The 15,366-nt window shown below is 67.9% G+C and carries 16 protein-coding genes; 13 read left to right on the top strand and 3 right to left on the bottom strand.

Annotated features, from left to right (window positions below; translation table 11 throughout):
- Nucleotides 1–136 precede the first annotated feature (136 nt).
- A complete protein-coding gene (locus ACLARN_RS26545) occupies nt 137–646 on the top strand; it encodes a DinB family protein (RefSeq protein WP_409494172.1) in 510 nt (169 codons plus the stop codon).
- Here the strand turns inward: ACLARN_RS26545 and ACLARN_RS26540 are convergent.
- Both ACLARN_RS26540 and ACLARN_RS26535 read right to left on the bottom strand, forming a co-directional pair.
- Nucleotides 633–1,418 (bottom strand): DUF1295 domain-containing protein, encoded by a 786-nt coding sequence (locus tag ACLARN_RS26540; protein ID WP_409494171.1) that lies wholly within the window; start codon nt 1,416–1,418, stop codon nt 633–635. The two genes, ACLARN_RS26545 and ACLARN_RS26540, sit on opposite strands and share 14 nt — an antisense overlap.
- Nucleotides 1,418–2,689: a class I SAM-dependent methyltransferase gene (locus tag ACLARN_RS26535; protein ID WP_409494170.1), complete on the bottom strand. Its 1,272-nt coding sequence runs from the start codon at nt 2,687–2,689 to the stop codon at nt 1,418–1,420. Before ACLARN_RS26535 ends, ACLARN_RS26540 begins: the two co-directional genes overlap by 1 nt.
- Nucleotides 2,690–2,728: 39 nt before the next feature.
- Between ACLARN_RS26535 and ACLARN_RS26530 the strand changes: the two genes are divergently transcribed.
- The 11 genes from ACLARN_RS26530 (at nt 2,729) to ACLARN_RS26480 (ending at nt 11,934) form a co-directional block, all read left to right on the top strand.
- Nucleotides 2,729–4,054, top strand: coding sequence for an NAD(P)/FAD-dependent oxidoreductase (locus tag ACLARN_RS26530; RefSeq protein WP_409494169.1), 1,326 nt, complete (start codon nt 2,729–2,731; stop codon nt 4,052–4,054).
- A complete protein-coding gene (locus ACLARN_RS26525; RefSeq protein WP_409494168.1) occupies nt 4,048–4,797 on the top strand; it encodes a DUF1365 domain-containing protein in 750 nt (249 codons plus the stop codon). Before ACLARN_RS26530 ends, ACLARN_RS26525 begins: the two co-directional genes overlap by 7 nt.
- Nucleotides 4,790–5,398, top strand: a complete 609-nt coding sequence (gene sigK, locus ACLARN_RS26520; RefSeq protein ID WP_409494167.1) for an ECF RNA polymerase sigma factor SigK — start codon at nt 4,790–4,792, stop codon at nt 5,396–5,398. Before ACLARN_RS26525 ends, sigK begins: the two co-directional genes overlap by 8 nt.
- Nucleotides 5,395–6,165 (top strand): anti-sigma factor domain-containing protein, encoded by a 771-nt coding sequence (locus ACLARN_RS26515; RefSeq protein WP_409494166.1) that lies wholly within the window; start codon nt 5,395–5,397, stop codon nt 6,163–6,165. Before sigK ends, ACLARN_RS26515 begins: the two co-directional genes overlap by 4 nt.
- A gap of 250 nt (nt 6,166–6,415) precedes the next feature.
- Nucleotides 6,416–7,738: a cell division protein FtsZ gene (gene ftsZ, locus ACLARN_RS26510; RefSeq protein WP_409494165.1), complete on the top strand. Its 1,323-nt coding sequence runs from the start codon at nt 6,416–6,418 to the stop codon at nt 7,736–7,738.
- An 87-nt stretch (nt 7,739–7,825) separates the two neighbouring features.
- A complete protein-coding gene (gene pgeF, locus ACLARN_RS26505) occupies nt 7,826–8,533 on the top strand; it encodes a peptidoglycan editing factor PgeF (protein ID WP_409494164.1) in 708 nt (235 codons plus the stop codon).
- Nucleotides 8,530–9,261, top strand: coding sequence for a YggS family pyridoxal phosphate-dependent enzyme (locus tag ACLARN_RS26500; protein ID WP_409494163.1), 732 nt, complete (start codon nt 8,530–8,532; stop codon nt 9,259–9,261). The genes pgeF and ACLARN_RS26500 overlap by 4 nt, the downstream gene beginning before the upstream one ends.
- An 82-nt stretch (nt 9,262–9,343) precedes the next feature.
- Nucleotides 9,344–9,955, top strand: a complete 612-nt coding sequence (locus ACLARN_RS26495; protein WP_409494162.1) for a cell division protein SepF — start codon at nt 9,344–9,346, stop codon at nt 9,953–9,955.
- A gap of 114 nt (nt 9,956–10,069) precedes the next feature.
- Complete coding sequence (locus tag ACLARN_RS26490) at nt 10,070–10,345, top strand: YggT family protein (RefSeq protein ID WP_076164547.1); 276 nt, start codon at nt 10,070–10,072, stop codon at nt 10,343–10,345.
- A gap of 54 nt (nt 10,346–10,399) precedes the next feature.
- Nucleotides 10,400–11,263 carry a DivIVA domain-containing protein gene (locus ACLARN_RS26485; RefSeq protein ID WP_037309673.1) on the top strand — a complete coding sequence of 288 codons (864 nt, stop codon included), beginning with the start codon at nt 10,400–10,402 and terminating at the stop codon, nt 11,261–11,263.
- A 104-nt stretch (nt 11,264–11,367) separates the two neighbouring features.
- Complete coding sequence (locus ACLARN_RS26480) at nt 11,368–11,934, top strand: hypothetical protein (RefSeq protein ID WP_409494161.1); 567 nt, start codon at nt 11,368–11,370, stop codon at nt 11,932–11,934.
- Here the strand turns inward: ACLARN_RS26480 and ACLARN_RS26475 are convergent.
- On the bottom strand, nt 11,931–13,739 hold the full coding sequence (locus tag ACLARN_RS26475) for an FUSC family protein (RefSeq protein WP_409494160.1): 1,809 nt from the start codon (nt 13,737–13,739) through the stop codon (nt 11,931–11,933). The two genes, ACLARN_RS26480 and ACLARN_RS26475, sit on opposite strands and share 4 nt — an antisense overlap.
- 233 nt (nt 13,740–13,972) lie before the next feature.
- Here ACLARN_RS26475 and ACLARN_RS26470 point away from each other — a divergent pair, with 233 nt between their 5' ends.
- Nucleotides 13,973–15,229 (top strand): DUF222 domain-containing protein, encoded by a 1,257-nt coding sequence (locus ACLARN_RS26470; RefSeq protein WP_409494159.1) that lies wholly within the window; start codon nt 13,973–13,975, stop codon nt 15,227–15,229.
- The last annotated feature ends 137 nt before the right edge of the window (nt 15,230–15,366 follow it).

Here is a 15,366-nt window from a genome sequence, read left to right as displayed (position 1 = left end):
CGCTAATTACCGCCGGTTTCACTCGAACGATGGGACCCCGGTCGGACATGGACCACCGCCCTGCGGCAGATGGTGGACCGCCCGGCTCGAGAACTCGCTCGCGAACCGTCGGTGGGGCCCGGCAGACTGCACCACCATGACCGACGAACCGAAACGTCCCGAACCACCGCTCACCGGCGATGAGCGCACCCAGCTGAACGGTTTTCTCGACTTCCTCCGCGCCACCGTGGTGTGGAAGTGCTCCGGGCTCACCGACGAACAGGCCCGGCGGCCGCTCGTGCCCAGCGAGCTGACCACCGTCGCCGGTCTGCTCGGGCATCTGACCCTGGTCGAGCAGTACTGGTTCAACGTGGTGCTCGACGGCCAAGAGGACGTCTGGAAGGAGGCGCTCGAAGCCGACCCCGACGCCGAGTTCCGGGTCGCCATGCAGACCCCGGTCGAGCAGCTGATCGCCGCCTACGAGGCCGAATGCGAGCGGAGCCGCAAGATCGTCGCCAGGATGGGGCTGGACGACGAGGTCGCCTTCCGCGGCGATCGCAAGGTCAACGTGCGGTTCGTGGTCGCGCACATGATCGAGGAGACCGGCAGGCACGCCGGCCACCTCGACCTGTTGCGCGAGCTGACCGACGGCCTCACCGGGGAGTAGTACGGCGCGGGGGCAGCGGGAAGAACCCGCTGGTCCGCTCGACATACGTCGCGTATCCCGGCCGGGATCGCCGCAAACCCTTCTCCAGCAAAGGTTTTCCGGTGCCCTTGGCCAGCGTGTACGTCATCGCGATCGGCGACAGCACGGTCGCCGCCCCCACCCAGCTCGAACACGCCAGCAGGTAGAGGCCCCACCACACGCACGCGTCCCCGAAGTAGTTGGGATGCCGCGTGTAGCGCCACAGCCCGCTGTCGAGCACCTTCCCCTTGTTGCCCGGGTCGGCCTTGAAACGGCGCAGCTGCTCGTCGCCGACGGTCTCGAACCCGAAGCCGACCAGCCACACCGCGACGCCGAGCCACGCCGTCACGCCGAAGGAGTCGCCGTACATCGCGAACTGGACCGGGAGCGACACGAACCAGAGCACCACCGCCTGGAGCAGGTACACGCGGACGAACAGCTTGAGCGCCGGATTCGGGCCGGCGCGTTCCGCCATCCGCACGTAGCGGGGGTCTTCGGGCAGCTTGTGGTTGCGCAGGTGGAGGTGCACGCCGAGACGCACACCCCAGATCGCCGTCAGCGCCGCGGCGACCACGCGCAGCGCCACCGACCCGTCCCCGAGCGGGGCCGCGACCAGCGCGACGAGCGCGAAGCCCGGCCCCCAGAACGTGTCGATGGTGTCGTACCGCTTGCGCGCCAGCGCGATGCCGAACGTGAAGACGACCGCCAGCAGGGTCACCCCGGCGGTGACGAGCAGGGTCCCCCCGAGAGACATCAGGACCACTCCCGGGTGGCGGGCAGCGCGCTCGAACCCTCGTCGGACGAGCGGACCGCGAGGATCTGGTCCACGCCCATCCGGTTCTCCTCGAACGCGAGCGCGCCGCCGACCAGATAGAGCCGCCAGACCCGCGCGCCGGATTCGCCGATCAGCGCCACGACGTCGTCCCAGTTGCTCTCCAGGGTCTTCTCCCAGGCCCGGGCCGTCCACACGTAGTGCTCGCGCAGCGCGTGGACGTCGCGGATCTCGAATCCGGCGTTCTCCAGGTGCCCGAGCGTGCGGCTCAGCGGCCGCATCGTCATGTCGGGGGCGATGTAGCGCTCGATGAACGCGCCGCCGCCGGGTGCCACCGCGCCGCGGGACATCTGTTGCAGGACCAGCCGCCCGGTGGGCTTGAGCATGCGGAACAGCGTCCGCGTGTACTCGGGGTAGTTCTCCTCGCCGACGTGTTCACCCATCTCGATGGTGGCGACGGCGTCGAAGGGCTCATCCACCAGTTCGCGATAGTCCTGCCTGCGGACTTCGACGCGATCCTCCAGATCGTGCTGGGCGAGGCGGCCGCGGACGTGCTGTACCTGTTCCGCCGAAAGCGTGATGCCGACGGCGTGCACGCCGTGGTGTTTCGCCGCGTGCACCAGCAGCGAACCCCAGCCGCAGCCGACGTCGAGCAGCCGCATCCCCGGCCGCAGGTCGAGTTTGCGGCAGATCAGTTCGAGCTTGTCCCACTGGGCCTGTTCGAGGTCGTAGCCCACCTCCTCGGACGTCCAGTACGCCGACGAGTAGGCCATCGATTCGTCCATCAGCAGCTGGTAGAAGGCGTTGCTGAGGTCGTAGTGGTGCGAAATCGCGGACTTGTCGCGGAGCAGGCTGTGCAGTTTCCCCGACAGCCGCGCCTCTTCGGCTGGCGGTTTGGGCGGCGGCCCGACGACGCCGAGGCTCACCGCGAGCCGGAGCGCCTCGGCCCATTCGCGTGCGCCGAGCTTCGCGCCGCGCACGGCGCCGGACCGGGTCAGTGCCCAGATCCGGCGGAATCCGTCGGCGAGGTCGCCTTCGACATCGAGATCACCCGAGACATAGGCCCTCGCCAGTCCCAGTTCGCCGGGGGCGTAGAGGAGACGGCGCAGCGCGCGGCGGTTGCGGAGGACCACGGTCGGGGCGTCCGGCGGACCGGCGCGGACGCCGTCCCAGGTGCGGAGACCGACCGGGAGGGAACCACCGATGAGCCGCTCGACGAACGGGACTAGGCGGGACGCGGGACTGTTCGGCATAGTCGTCATTCGCTCCCGGACCGGAAAGGGATGGGTCGGATGACGCGCCGTTTCACGCGATCCAATCCTCTCGCGATCCGGCTCCGAATACCTCACGTGCACACCACGGGTCAACGCATCGGAGTCATCGGCAGCGGAGTCGCCGGCCTCACGGCCGCGTACCTGCTGCAACGCCGCTATGAAGTGCTGCTGTTCGAAGCCGAAGACAGGCTGGGCGGGCACGCGCACACCCACGACGTCCCGAGCGCGCACGGCGGCACCGTCGGCGTCGACTCCGGGTTCATCGTGCACAACGAGCGCACCTACCCGAACCTGCTCCGGCTGTTCGCCGAACTGGGCGTGGCCACCCGCGACACCGAGATGTCGATGAGCATCCGCTGCGACGGCTGCGGCCTCCAGTACGCCGGCGCGAAGGGCCTGAAGGGCCTCTTCGCCCAGCCACGCAACGCCGCACGCGGGCGCTATCTGCGGATGCTCGCCGACGTCAAACGCTTCCACCGGCACGCGAAGCGTGTGCTCGAAGCGCCCGAAGCCGGTGACGTCACCCTCGGCGCGTTCCTCGCGATCGGCGGGTACACGAAGTACTTCGTCGACCATTTCATGCTCCCGGTCGTCTCGACCGTCTGGTCGGCCGACCGGAACGACACGCTCAAGTACCCCGCGCGCTACCTGTTCGAATTCCTTCGCAATCACGGGATGCTGTCGGTCGGCGGGTCCCCGAGCTGGCGCACCGTCGTCGGCGGTTCCCGTGAGTACGTCGATCTGGCCGCCAAGCAGCTGACCGCCGTGCACCTGTCGACGCCGGTCCGTTCGGTCAGGCGCACCGCGCGCGGCATCGAGGTCCGCGACGACGCCGACACCCGGCACCGGCTCGACAAGGTCGTCCTGGCCACGCACGCGGATCAGGCGTTGGCGCTGCTCGCGTCGCCGACAGAGGCCGAGCGTGCCGTCCTCGGCTCGTTCCGGTACTCCAGCAACGAGGCGTGGCTGCACACCGACACCGGCGTGCTCCCGACGGCGGAATCGGCGCGGGCCGGCTGGAACTACGCCACGCCGTCCTGTGGTGCCGACCTCGGCGCGGTCCAGGTGTCCTACGACATGAACCGCCTGATGCGGCTCGACGAGCCGACCGGCTACGTCGTCACGCTCAACCCCGGCACCGCCCCCGACGACGGAGCGGTGCTGGCCAAGGTGAACTACGAACACCCCGTCTACACGCCGGAAGCCGTCGCTTCCCAGCGACGGCTGCCCGAACTCAACGACGACACGGTCGCTTACGCCGGGGCGTACCACGGCTGGGGGTTCCACGAGGACGGCTGCGCGTCCGGCGTCCGCGCGGCCGAGAACTTCGGGGTGCGATGGTGACCGTCATGGCCGTGCTCTACGACTCCACGGTGGCGCATGTCCGGCGCAACGATCCGCCGATCTCGTTCGCCCACCGCGTCTATCTGTGGCTCATCGACCTCGACGCGCCGCCAAAGCTTCCGAAGTGGCTTCGGCCCTTCGCCCGCTTCGACTCACGAGACCACTTCGCACCCGAGGACACCTCCAGCATCCGGTCCAAATTGGACCGCTGGCTCGCGGCGCGTGGTGTCGACCTTCAAGGCGGCCGGGTCCTGATGCTCGCGGGCGCGCGGATGCTCGGGCACAACTTCAACCCGATCACCCTCTACTGGTGCCACCGGCCCGACGGCGAACTCGAATGCGTCGTCGCCGAGGTCCACAACACCTACCGCGGCAGGCACGCGTACCTCCTGCGCCCCGACGCCGACGGGATCGCCCGCGCGGACAAGGAGTTCTACGTCTCGCCGTTCCAGTCGATGGACGGCGAGTACCGGATGGCGGTGCCGCGGCCGGAGTCGCTGCTCTCGGTCAAGATCGCACTCCGGCAGGGCGGGGAGACACCGCTGACCGCGTCGCTGCGTGGCGTGCGGCGGCCCGCCACCGCCAAATGGCTGGTGCACATGCTGATCACCCGTCCGCTCATGCCGCACCGGGTCTCCGTGCTGATCCGGCGGCACGGGGTCAAACTGTGGTTGAAGAAGGCACCGATAACCCCACGGTCCCCGCGGACACCACAGACGGCCGGAGGCACGCTTGATGGATGAATCGGCACGCCCGCGCCGGATGGCGCCCGTTCCCGGGGACGGCGAACCGGCCGGTCCGACGGCCGAGGATCTGCTCGTCCGGGTCGCGAAGGGCGACGAGCGGGCCTTCGAAACCCTGTACGACCAGATCGCCGGTCCGATCTTCGGCCTGGTGCGGCGAATCCTCCGTGACTCCGCGCAGTCGGAAGAGGTCACCCAGGAGGTCATGGTGGAGCTGTGGCGTACGGCCTCGCGCTATTCCCCACAACGGGGGAGCGCGCTGAACTGGGCCATGACGCTCGCGCACCGCCGCGCCGTCGACCGCGTCCGTTCGGCACGGGCCAGCTCGGACCGCGAGGTCAAGGCGACCTTCGAGGCCGCCCGCGCCCGGCCCTTCGACGAGGTGGCCGAGGCCGTCACGGCCCGCTGGGAGCGTTCGCAGGTGCGCCGCTGCCTGACCAGCCTGACCGAGCTGCAACGGGAATCCGTGCTGCTCGCCTATTACCAGGGCTATACCTATCGCGAGGTCGCGGAAGTGCTGCGAACCCCGCACGGGACCATCAAGACTCGACTCCGGGACGGCCTGATCAGGCTCCGGGACTGTTTGGGGGTGACGGCATGACGATGCCCGAAATGCACACGCTCACCGGCGCCTACGCCGTCGACGCACTGTCCGAAGTGGAGCGTGCCCAGTTCCAGCGGCATCTCGGCGAGTGCGCTTCGTGCGCTCAAGAGGTCCTGGAACTCCAGATGACCGCGACCCGGCTCGGCGCCGCGCTGGCCGAAGACCCGCCGCCCGAACTCAAACGCCGTGTGCTCGCGCAGGCGATGGCGACCCGGCAGCAGCCGCCGAAGACACGTTTCGAAACCGGGGAACGCGTCAAGGGCCGCCGCCGCGCCCCGCGCTGGGCGATCGCCGCGGCCGCCGCGGCGATCGTCGGGCTGGCGGGCACCGCCGTGTTCGGCGGCATCGCCTACGACAACCACTCGCAGCTGACCGCCGCGCGGGAACGGGCGGCGGAGTACGCGGACCGGTACGCGCCGGTCGCCGACGTCCTTTCGGCCGCCGATCTCCGGACCGGCCATGCCGAGGCCTCCGTCGGGGGCGGCGGAACCGTGATGATGTCGCGCTCGAAGGACCGGCTCGTCTTCATGGCCGCCCAGCTGCGGAAGAACGATCCGGGCCGGACCTACCAGGCCTGGTTCATGTACCCGGGTGCCGCGCCGAAGCCCGCCGGGCTCATTTCCGGTGGTCAGGACGGTGCGCTGCTGGTCGCAGACGGACTCGGCGGGGCCGAGAAGTTCGCGCTCAGCGTCGAACAGGCGGGTGGATCACCGACCGGATCGCCGTCGAAGGACGTCGTCATGGTCATGTCGATGCCCACCTGATCTTCGCTCTTACCAGGCCGCCGTTCGGCGCTGCGGCGGGGTCTCGCTCTTGCGCCCGGGAACATGTTGTGGCAAAACACCTTTGCGACACACGGCGTGGCTACTGGATTCGAGCCTGCCTGGTGCATACCGTCCTGCTTCAACGTCGGCAGTTGACATAACTCTCAATCTGAACTTCAGCTCGAGGGTTCGGCACAGGCTCAGCGACCGGCGGGCAGCACGAGCACACACGATCAGGAAGGCGGCTCCGATGACGCCCCCGCACAACTACCTTGCGGTGATCAAGGTCGTCGGTATCGGCGGCGGCGGAGTGAACGCCGTGAACCGCATGATCGAGGTCGGCCTCAAGGGTGTCGAGTTCATCGCGGTGAACACCGACGCTCAGGCACTGCTCATGTCCGACGCCGACGTCAAGCTCGACATCGGCCGGGAACTGACCCGCGGCCTCGGTGCCGGCGCCGCCCCCGAGGTGGGGCAGAAGGCCGCCGAGGACCACCGCGAAGAGATCGAAGAGGTCATCAAGGGCGCCGATATGGTGTTCGTGACCGCGGGTGAAGGCGGTGGCACCGGCACCGGTGGCGCGCCCGTCGTCGCCCAGATCGCCCGCAAACTCGGCGCGCTGACCATCGGCGTCGTCACCCGTCCGTTCACCTTCGAGGGCAAACGCCGCAGCAAGCAGGCCGAGGACGGCATCCAGCAGCTGCGCAACGAATGCGACACCCTGATCGTCATCCCGAACGACCGGCTGCTGCAGCTGGGCGACATCGGCGTCTCGCTGATGGACGCCTTCCGCTCGGCGGACGAGGTCCTGCTTTCGGGTGTCCAGGGCATCACCGACCTGATCACCACGCCGGGTCTGATCAACCTGGACTTCGCCGACGTCAAGAGCGTCATGTCCGGCGCGGGCTCCGCGCTGATGGGCATCGGCTCGGCACGCGGTGAGGGCCGGGCCATCCAGGCGGCGGAAAAGGCGATCAACTCGCCGCTGCTGGAAGCGTCCATGGACGGGGCGCACGGCGCGCTGCTGTCGATCGCGGGCGGGTCGGACCTCGGCCTGTTCGAGATCAACGAGGCCGCGTCGCTGGTGCAGGAGTCCGCGCACCCCGACGCGAACATCATCTTCGGGACGATCATCGACGACTCGCTCGGCGACGAGGTCCGGGTCACCGTGATCGCGGCCGGTTTCGACGCGGGCACGCCGACCCACAAGAAGCTCGACCCGTCGACGTTCGGCTCCCGGTCGAATTCGACCGCGTCCGCCCAGGCGGGCCAGGTCAACGGCGGCGGGGCGACGCCGGTGCAGAGCCCGCCCTCGGGCGCCACGCCGGTTCCGTCGACAGGTTCGAACGGCTACCCGGTCGCGCCGACGCGCACGCATTCGCCGATGCCGTCCTCGCGTAACGAGGGCAATGGCTCGCTGAGCGGCGGACTCCCGCAGCCCGGCGGCGGTTCGCGCGGCTACTCGCCGATCGGTTCGAACTCGACCCACGGCAGCCTGCCCGGTCGGGCCACCCCGGTGCACGACGACCCGTCGGACGACGAGGTCGACGTGCCGCCCTTCATGCGGCGGTAACAGCACCCGTCACTGCTTTTCGTGAAGGCCCCCTTCACTACCCTCAAGGTAGTGAAGGGGGCCTTCACTCAGGTCTAGGAGGAATGCGTGCGCGTACGGCGGGTCGTCACGACAAGGGCAGGCGGGGCTTCCCGGCCGCCTTTCGACACCTTCAACCTCGGTGATCACGTCGGTGACGACGCGGGCGACGTCTTCGCCAACCGCAAACGTCTCGCTACCGAACTCGGCCTCGCCGAGGACAAACTGGCGTGGATGGAACAGGTCCACGGCCGCACCGCCACCGTCGTCGACGGTTCCGAGACCTCCGCCGCCGAAGCGACCGACGCTCTCGTGACGGCCGAGCCCGGCGTCGCACTCGTCGTGCTCGTCGCCGATTGCGTTCCCGTCATGCTCGCCGACGTCGAAGCCGGTGTCGTCGCCGCCGTCCACGCGGGCCGCGTCGGTGCCAGGGTCGGCGTCGTCCCCGCCGCGGTCGAAGCGATGCGTTCACTCGGCGCGGAACCGGCCCGGACCGAAGCACTGCTCGGTCCCGCGATCTGCGGCGACTGCTACGAAGTCCCCGCCGACATGGCCGCCGACGTCGAAAAACATGTGCCGGGCAGTGCCTGCAAAACCCGCAAAGGCACCCCGGGGCTCGACCTGCGCGCCGGGCTCTGGCGGCAACTGGCCGACCTCGGCGTCGGCAAGATCGGCGTCGATCCGCGCTGTACCAACGAAGACAAGACGCTGTTCAGCTTCCGCCGCGACGGCACCACCGGCCGGATCGCGGGCATCACGTGGCTGGACGCCTCGTGAGTGACACCCGCAAGGAGGAACTCGCCGCCAACCTCGCCGAGGTGGAAGACCGGATCACCGCGGCTTGCAAGGCCGCCGGCCGGGAGCGCGACGAGGTCCGGCTGCTCGCGGTCACCAAGACCTTCCCGGCGCTCGACGCCGCACTCCTCGCCGACCTCGGCGCGCTCGATCTCGCCGAGAACCGTGATCAGGAGGCTGGCGCGAAGGCCGAAGAGGTCGCCGGTCTGCGTCCGGACGCCCGCATCCGCTGGCATATGGTCGGCAGTCTCCAGCGGAACAAGGCCAAATCGGTCGTCCGCTGGGCCGACGAGGTCCAGTCCGTCGACTCCGAACGTCTCGCCGACGCGCTCGCGAAGGCGACCAGGTCGGCGCTCGATTCCGGGCAACGCGATCACCCGTTGGACGTCCTCATTCAAGTAAGTCTCGATGACGATCCGAAGCGCGGGGGCGTCCGGGTGAATGAATTGGGCCAGTTGGCGGACCGAATAGCCCATGTGGGTGATATTCACCTCCGTGGGCTTATGGCGGTGGCTCCGCTGGGTACTGATCCCGCAGAGGCGTTCGAGAAGCTCGCTCGTGCGTCGGAACGTCTACGGGAAGATCACCCAAAAGCCCGTGAACTCTCCGCCGGAATGAGCAATGATCTCGAGCAGGCGATCGCGCACGGCTCGACCTGTGTGCGTGTCGGAACCGCGTTGCTCGGTGGGCGCGGTTTAGCCTCGCCCTAGGGAATACCGTCTCGTCGCTACGGGGAGTGGTGACGAGGGCGGGGGAGCACGGTGCGGGACGCGGCTAAGGCTAGGGAGAGGCATGAGCGCGCTGCAGAAGCTGAAGGCCTACTTCGGGATGGTGCCCGCGGACGAAGACGGCTATGACGTCGAAGAGGACTACCGGCGAGGCTACGCCTCAAAGGAATATGCCGACGACGAGTACGACTACGACGAGCCACCAGCCCGGTCGCGGGGTGGACGTTACCGGGACGTCGAAGACACTTATGACGAGCCCGTCGCCCGGACTCGGTCACGCTCCGTGGTCGCAGCGGAGCCGGCGGTCCACGGGGCGCTGGCGATGGATCGTCAGCCGGAACCGGTCGCCCGGCTGCGTCCGGTCACGGAGCCGGTCCGTCCGGCCGCCCGTGACCCGCTGAGCCGGATCACGACGCTGCATCCGACGAGCTACGCGGAGGCGCGGGCGATCGGCGAGCACTATCGCGAAGGCATCCCGGTGATCATGAACCTCACCGAGATGGAGAACGCGGACGCGAAGCGTCTTGTCGACTTCGCCGCGGGGCTCGCTTTCGCGTTGCGCGGGTCGATGGACAAGGTCACCAACAAGGTGTTCCTTCTCTCACCGCCCGATGTGGACGTCACCGCGGAAGACCGTCGGCGGATTGCCGAAGGCGGATTATTCCTGCGCGGCTGATCACCCGGTGACCGCTGAGCGCAGCCGGATGTGATTTTGTCGACTCATCGGCATCTCGTGCCCGTCAACTGCGTCTTTTGACGCGGGGCATGGCAGAGTGGTTACGTGAATGCTGTGTTGCTGGTCGTCTGGTACGTGCTGTTCGCTTTCTGGCTCCTCCTGACGGCACGGATCGTCGTCGAACTCGTGCGTGCTTTCGCTCGCGAGTGGCGTCCTGCCGGAGGGGTTGCGGTAACGCTCGAGACCATCTACACAGTGACCGACCCACCGGTTCGTCTGTTCAGACGAATCATCCCGACCGTACGAATCGGCGGCGTCGGACTGGACTTATCGATTATGGTGCTGCTGTTGGTTGTGTTCTTCGCGATGCAGCTGACAACGCCAGGGTGATTTTCGGGGAAGCCCGGGTGGACCTGCAGGCCATGGAGTGCGTGAGGTGATCTGATGTCGTTGACCCCCGCTGACGTGCACAACGTCGCGTTCAGCAAGCCGCCCATAGGCAAAAGGGGCTACAACGAGGACGAGGTGGACGCGTTCCTCGACCTGGTGGAGACCGAGCTTGCCCGGTTGATCGAGGACAACAACGAGCTGCGGCAGCAGGTCGAACAGCTCGACAATGAGCTTGAGACCACCCGTGGAGAGCTCGAGAACGCCAAGGCGGGAGCTGTCGGCCCGCCGCCACAGGTGCGCGACGAGCCGTCGCGTCGCCTGGCCCCGGTGCCACCGCCACAGTCGGCGATGGAGCAGACCCAGGCCCACTCGATGGTGCCGGACAACGGGGAGCCCAACGTCCAGGCAGCCAAGGTGCTCGGGCTGGCGCAGGAAATGGCCGACCGGCTCACCGCCGAGGCCAAGACCGAGTCGGACGGCATGCTCGCCGAGGCGAGGACCAAGTCCGAGCAGCTGCTCTCGGACGCACGGTCGAAGTCGGACTCGATGGTGAACGAGGCGCGTACCCGCGCCGAGACCATGCTGAACGACGCGCGAACCCGTGCCGAGACCTTGGAGCGCCAGGCGCGCGACAAGGCGACGACCATGGAGCGCGAGGCTCAGCGCAAGTACACCGAGACCATGAACAACATGAACGCGGAGAAGGGCTCGCTGGGCAAGAAGATCGAAGAGCTGCGCACGATCGAGCGGGAGTACCGCACGAGGCTGCGCGGGTTCCTCGAGTCCCAGCTGCGTGAGCTCGACGACCGCGGTTCGGCCGCTCCCGCTTCGGCGTCTTCGTCGAACTCGGGGCAGTCGGCGTCGTCCTCGGGCGGCGGACAGGGTTACTCGTTCGGTCCTCGGGCCGAAGCGGGCTGATTTCTACCCGGCATTTCTACCGGGCTTTTCTACACAGTGGAACGGCCTCGGCACTCTCCGGAGGGTCGGGGCCGTTTCGCTTGCCCGTCGTGTTGTAATTCACCGTGCTCTACATCGTCCTAGTACTGGTACTGGCGGCTCTGGGGCTGCTCGTCGCGGCGCTCATCACCGCGAACTCCCTGTGGGCCTGGATCTCCATCGGCCTCTCCGTCTTCGCCGGGTTGCTGCTCATCTTCGACTTGCTGCGCCGTCGGAAGAAGCGTTCCGCCGAGGTCGCCGCTCCCGCCGAGGAAACGGCGGACGACGAAGTCGACGAGGTGTCTGAAGCCGACGACGAACCCGAGGACGCCGAGCAGACCGTCCTGATGCCCGCCGCCGGTGAGCTGGGCGACGCTGAGGAAGCTCCGGAGCCTCAGCGCAACGGCGACCCCGATGAGGAGAAGAGCGACCCTGCCGATGTGGCGATCGTCTCGGACCTCGAAATCGAGGTCGTCGTCGTGGACGAATACCCGCGCTACCACGTGACGACATGCGCGTGGCTCGAAACCCGGGACACGATCCCGCTCGGTATCGGTGAGGCGCGTCAGCTCGGGTTCACCCCGTGCGCGCTGTGCACGCCCGACGCCGAGATCGCCGGGCAGCACCGCGACAAGACCAAAGCGGACAGCTAACAGCTCTTGAACGCCTGAGCCGCTTCGCCGACCGAAACCACATCGGCGGCGATCGTGTCGAGAACCAGGCGCTGTTCCTCGTCGGCGTCCGGCGGCACCGGGATTTCCGCCGCCTCTTCGACCCCGAGCGCGCGGGCGGCTTCGTCGACGGCGTCCGCGACCCCGGTCGATCCTGGGCGCAGCAAGAGCGACGAGGCCGTGACGGACAGGCCACGCAAGGCTTCCGCCGCTTGCTCCAGCGCGTCACGCTGTCCGGGCGCGGGTTCCTTCGTGCCCGGTTCCGCGGCGAGCAGGCCGTGCTGCGCGACGGCGGCGGCCCGGAACTCGCGGCCGAGCGTCCGCGGATCGACGTCGTCGCCGCGAAGCTTCCGCCCGACCGAGCCGAGCAGGGTGCGGGTGGCGTCGACCGCCGTGTCGAATCGCTCCGCCGGACCGGGTTTCGGTACGCCGGGGATCGCGGCGAAGCCGAACAGCAGCGCGATGGCGCCGGCGAGGACCATCAGGAGCAGGTACTCGACGAGCACGTAGCGCGGGTCGAGATGTTTGGTCGTCGCGTTCATGCCGACGGACATCAGCACCATGCAGCCGTTGAAGATCATGGGCCGCGTCCGCATGACGGAGAACCCGCCGAGCAGGGCGACGAGCCCGACCGGCAGCAGAAACCCTTGCGGCAGCAGCCAAAGGACGAGTGCGAGCACGACCGCGCCGCCGAGGGAGCCGCCGATGCGCTGCCAGGCCTTGCTGAGACTGTCACGCCATTCCGGTTGCATGATGGCGAAAGTGCCGAGCAGGAAGGACACGGTGAGCGGGTCGCCGGGCCGGAAACTCGCGACTACGAGGGCCAGCGCCACCCCGAGCCCACAGCGGAGTGCGTGCCGGAACTGCGCCGACCGCCACGAAAACGCGCCGCTCAGCTCGATCCGGCGCAGTTCCTTCCTCAGTCCTTTCGGAACGTCCACACGGGACTCGTCGCGCTCGGTGGCGGCGGCCCGGATGGACTCGAGGGAGTCCCAGAGCGCGGTGACGAGCCTTGCCGTGGCGCCGGGCAGCTCGGCGGGTTCCTTGCGTCGCACCGGTTCGACTTCGTCCGGCGCTGTCGGACTTCGAACGGCGTCGGCGAGCCTGACGGCTTCTTCCTTGGCGGCGTCGAGGGTTTCGCCGATTTCCTCGCTGTCCAGCCGTTTCCGGCGGATCTCGAGCAACCCGGTCGCCGCGCGGTACCGGAACGTGCCGCCGAGGACCCCGCCCGTCCAGCGCCGGGGCCGGTCCGCGAGCCAGAGCCTAGCCGCGTGTTCCTGTGCCCCTTCGGTGAGCGCGTCCGCCAGCGCCTCACGGGTCGGCTTGGCCGGGTCCTTGGCGCCGATCAGCACCCGCAGCAGCACAATGACCCCCACCGCGAGCGCGGGCGCGCCCAGGATCTGCCCGGCCGACGCCGTCCCCGTCAACTGGAAGCCGTAACCGAACAAGGACGCCATCCCGAGCCCCAGCCCGACCGTGACGAACCGCGGGCCGAGTACGGGCAGCAGCCCGGCGATGACCACGATCACCGCCAGCAGCGCGATCGCGGCCCACTGTGAAACCTCGCCCACCAGCCGCGGCACGCCGACCGCGAGGATCACCGCGGGCGCGAACCACGCCAACAACCGCAGATCCGCCCAGAGCGGCCCGCCGACCGCAGCGATGAGACAGAAGAGCGCGGTGAGCGCGGCGAGGACGGCCGCGTTACCCAGCCCCAGCAGGAACCCGAGCCCGCTGACGCCGCCGAGGACCACCAACAGCACGAGAAGGAATCCAGGCCCCTTCATCGGGCCCCGCAGATCGACATACCCGTCAACCTAGAGGCGATGGCTGGGACGGCAACTCGGGCCCTCTTGTCTTGACCGGTACTCGTGGACCGCAATTAGAGGACTAATTGCGGCCTATACGGGTTTCGGGGCTTCCTTCGCGTTCTTAAGGCGCTTCGCGTCCTTCGCTTTACTGGGGATCGCTACGCAAATCGTACTAGCACAGGTGTTCGAACAGGAGTATTGTTGATCCCGTGGCCAGCGAAAACAGTCCCCAGGGAGCGTGCGCCGAGTGGTGGCGTGCTGATACTGCGACGCTGCATGCCCGTAAGCAGGAAATCGAAGTTCTGAAACGTCAGTTGGATGCGGAGCAGTACGCGATCTTGGCGGAGTTGAATACGCGGGGGATTCGTGGGTGTTATGGGCATTCGACGTTGATGGGTTTGATCCTGCAGGATTTCCTGGTGTCGGAGAAGGAAGCGTCGGCTCGCGCGGAGCGGGCACTGGCTTTGCATCCCGGTGTCGCTATCGGTGGCGATGTGGTGCCGCCGTTGGCGCCTCTGACTGCTGAGGCTGCGGCGGAGGGTGTGATCGGTGGCGGTCAGATCGATGCGATCATCGGTGCTCTCGCTCGGGTCCCATCTTTTGTGTCCGAGGGGAAGGTGCGGGCTGGGGAGAGGATTCTGGTTGATCTGGCTCGGCGGGCTGGGCCGAAGGAGATCGTCGCGGCGGGGCGTCGGATGCTGGGCACGATGGATCCTGATGGCAAAGAGCCCCGGGACGAGGGGCCGAAGGGTGCTCGTCCGGAGTTGCGGTTCATCAAGCATCGTGATGGCACGCTGGGGTTCGCGGGGACGTTGGATCTGGAAACCTACGCCCGGTTGAAGTCCGACCTCGACCCGCTGGCCAAACCACGCAAGGCCGTGGACGGTGTCCGGGACTCCCGCAGCCAGGGCGAACGCTACGGGGACGCGTTCGCTGACTATGTGCGACTCAAGACCGCCAGCGCCGATCTTCCCGGTCAGGCCGGGGAGTCGACGCAGATCCTGGTGACCATGGCTTACGAGGATTTGATGAACGAGGTCGGTGACGGCGTCCTCGACTTGGTCGGCCTGATCAGCGCCACGGATGTCCGGATCCTGGCGTGCGATGCCCGGATCCGGCCTGTCGTCCTCTCCGGTGCCGGGCAGCCGCTGGATGTGGGGCGCTCCAGTCGTTCCGCCACCACGCCGCAGAAGCACGCGTTGAAGGTCCGGGATGGTGGGTGTGCGTTTCCTGGCTGCGATATGCCTGTGCAGCGCTGCACGGCGCACCACATTGTTTTCTGGCGTCATCGTGGTGAAACAAAAATCGACAATCTCGTGCTGCTCTGCACGAGGCACCATCGACTGATCCATAAAAGCGAGTGGAAAGTCCAGATCGCCCAAGACGGACTCCCCGAATTCATCGCACCCGCCTACCTCGACCCGACCGGGGAACCGAGGCGCAACACGATGCACCTACGGGTATAGGCCGATGACTGTATAGCGTCCTACACGCTGACGTATTCGACGCATTCTTCCCTCGAAGTGTTCCAGGGAAGGTGATCGGCCGCGGCAGGATCAAGAAAGGCGAGGACGGAACGGTCACCCGCTCGACCAGGCCGGTC

Source organism: Amycolatopsis sp. cmx-11-12 (assembly GCF_046269425.1).
Lineage (GTDB): Bacteria > Actinomycetota > Actinomycetes > Mycobacteriales > Pseudonocardiaceae > Amycolatopsis.
The sequence above is the reverse complement of the archived record's forward strand: the minus strand, read 5'-3'. Positions and strand labels throughout refer to the sequence as shown.

Bases quoted from the DNA above. Each gene is read 5' to 3' on its own strand.
- ACLARN_RS26525 (WP_409494168.1), top strand. From the start codon at position 4,048: ATGGTGACCGTCATGGCCGTGCTCTACGACTCCACGGTGGCGCATGTC.
- ACLARN_RS26475 (WP_409494160.1), bottom strand. From the start codon at position 13,739: ATGAAGGGGCCTGGATTCCTTCTCGTGCTGTTGGTGGTCCTCGGCGGC.
- sigK (WP_409494167.1), top strand. From the start codon at position 4,790: ATGGATGAATCGGCACGCCCGCGCCGGATGGCGCCCGTTCCCGGGGAC.
- ACLARN_RS26530 (WP_409494169.1), top strand. From the start codon at position 2,729: ATGACGCGCCGTTTCACGCGATCCAATCCTCTCGCGATCCGGCTCCGA.
- ACLARN_RS26485 (WP_037309673.1), top strand. From the start codon at position 10,400: ATGTCGTTGACCCCCGCTGACGTGCACAACGTCGCGTTCAGCAAGCCG.
- ACLARN_RS26545 (WP_409494172.1), top strand. From the start codon at position 137: ATGACCGACGAACCGAAACGTCCCGAACCACCGCTCACCGGCGATGAG.
- ACLARN_RS26515 (WP_409494166.1), top strand. From the start codon at position 5,395: ATGACGATGCCCGAAATGCACACGCTCACCGGCGCCTACGCCGTCGAC.
- ftsZ (WP_409494165.1), top strand. From the start codon at position 6,416: ATGACGCCCCCGCACAACTACCTTGCGGTGATCAAGGTCGTCGGTATC.
- ACLARN_RS26535 (WP_409494170.1), bottom strand. From the start codon at position 2,689: ATGCCGAACAGTCCCGCGTCCCGCCTAGTCCCGTTCGTCGAGCGGCTC.
- ACLARN_RS26495 (WP_409494162.1), top strand. From the start codon at position 9,344: ATGAGCGCGCTGCAGAAGCTGAAGGCCTACTTCGGGATGGTGCCCGCG.
- ACLARN_RS26540 (WP_409494171.1), bottom strand. From the start codon at position 1,418: ATGTCTCTCGGGGGGACCCTGCTCGTCACCGCCGGGGTGACCCTGCTG.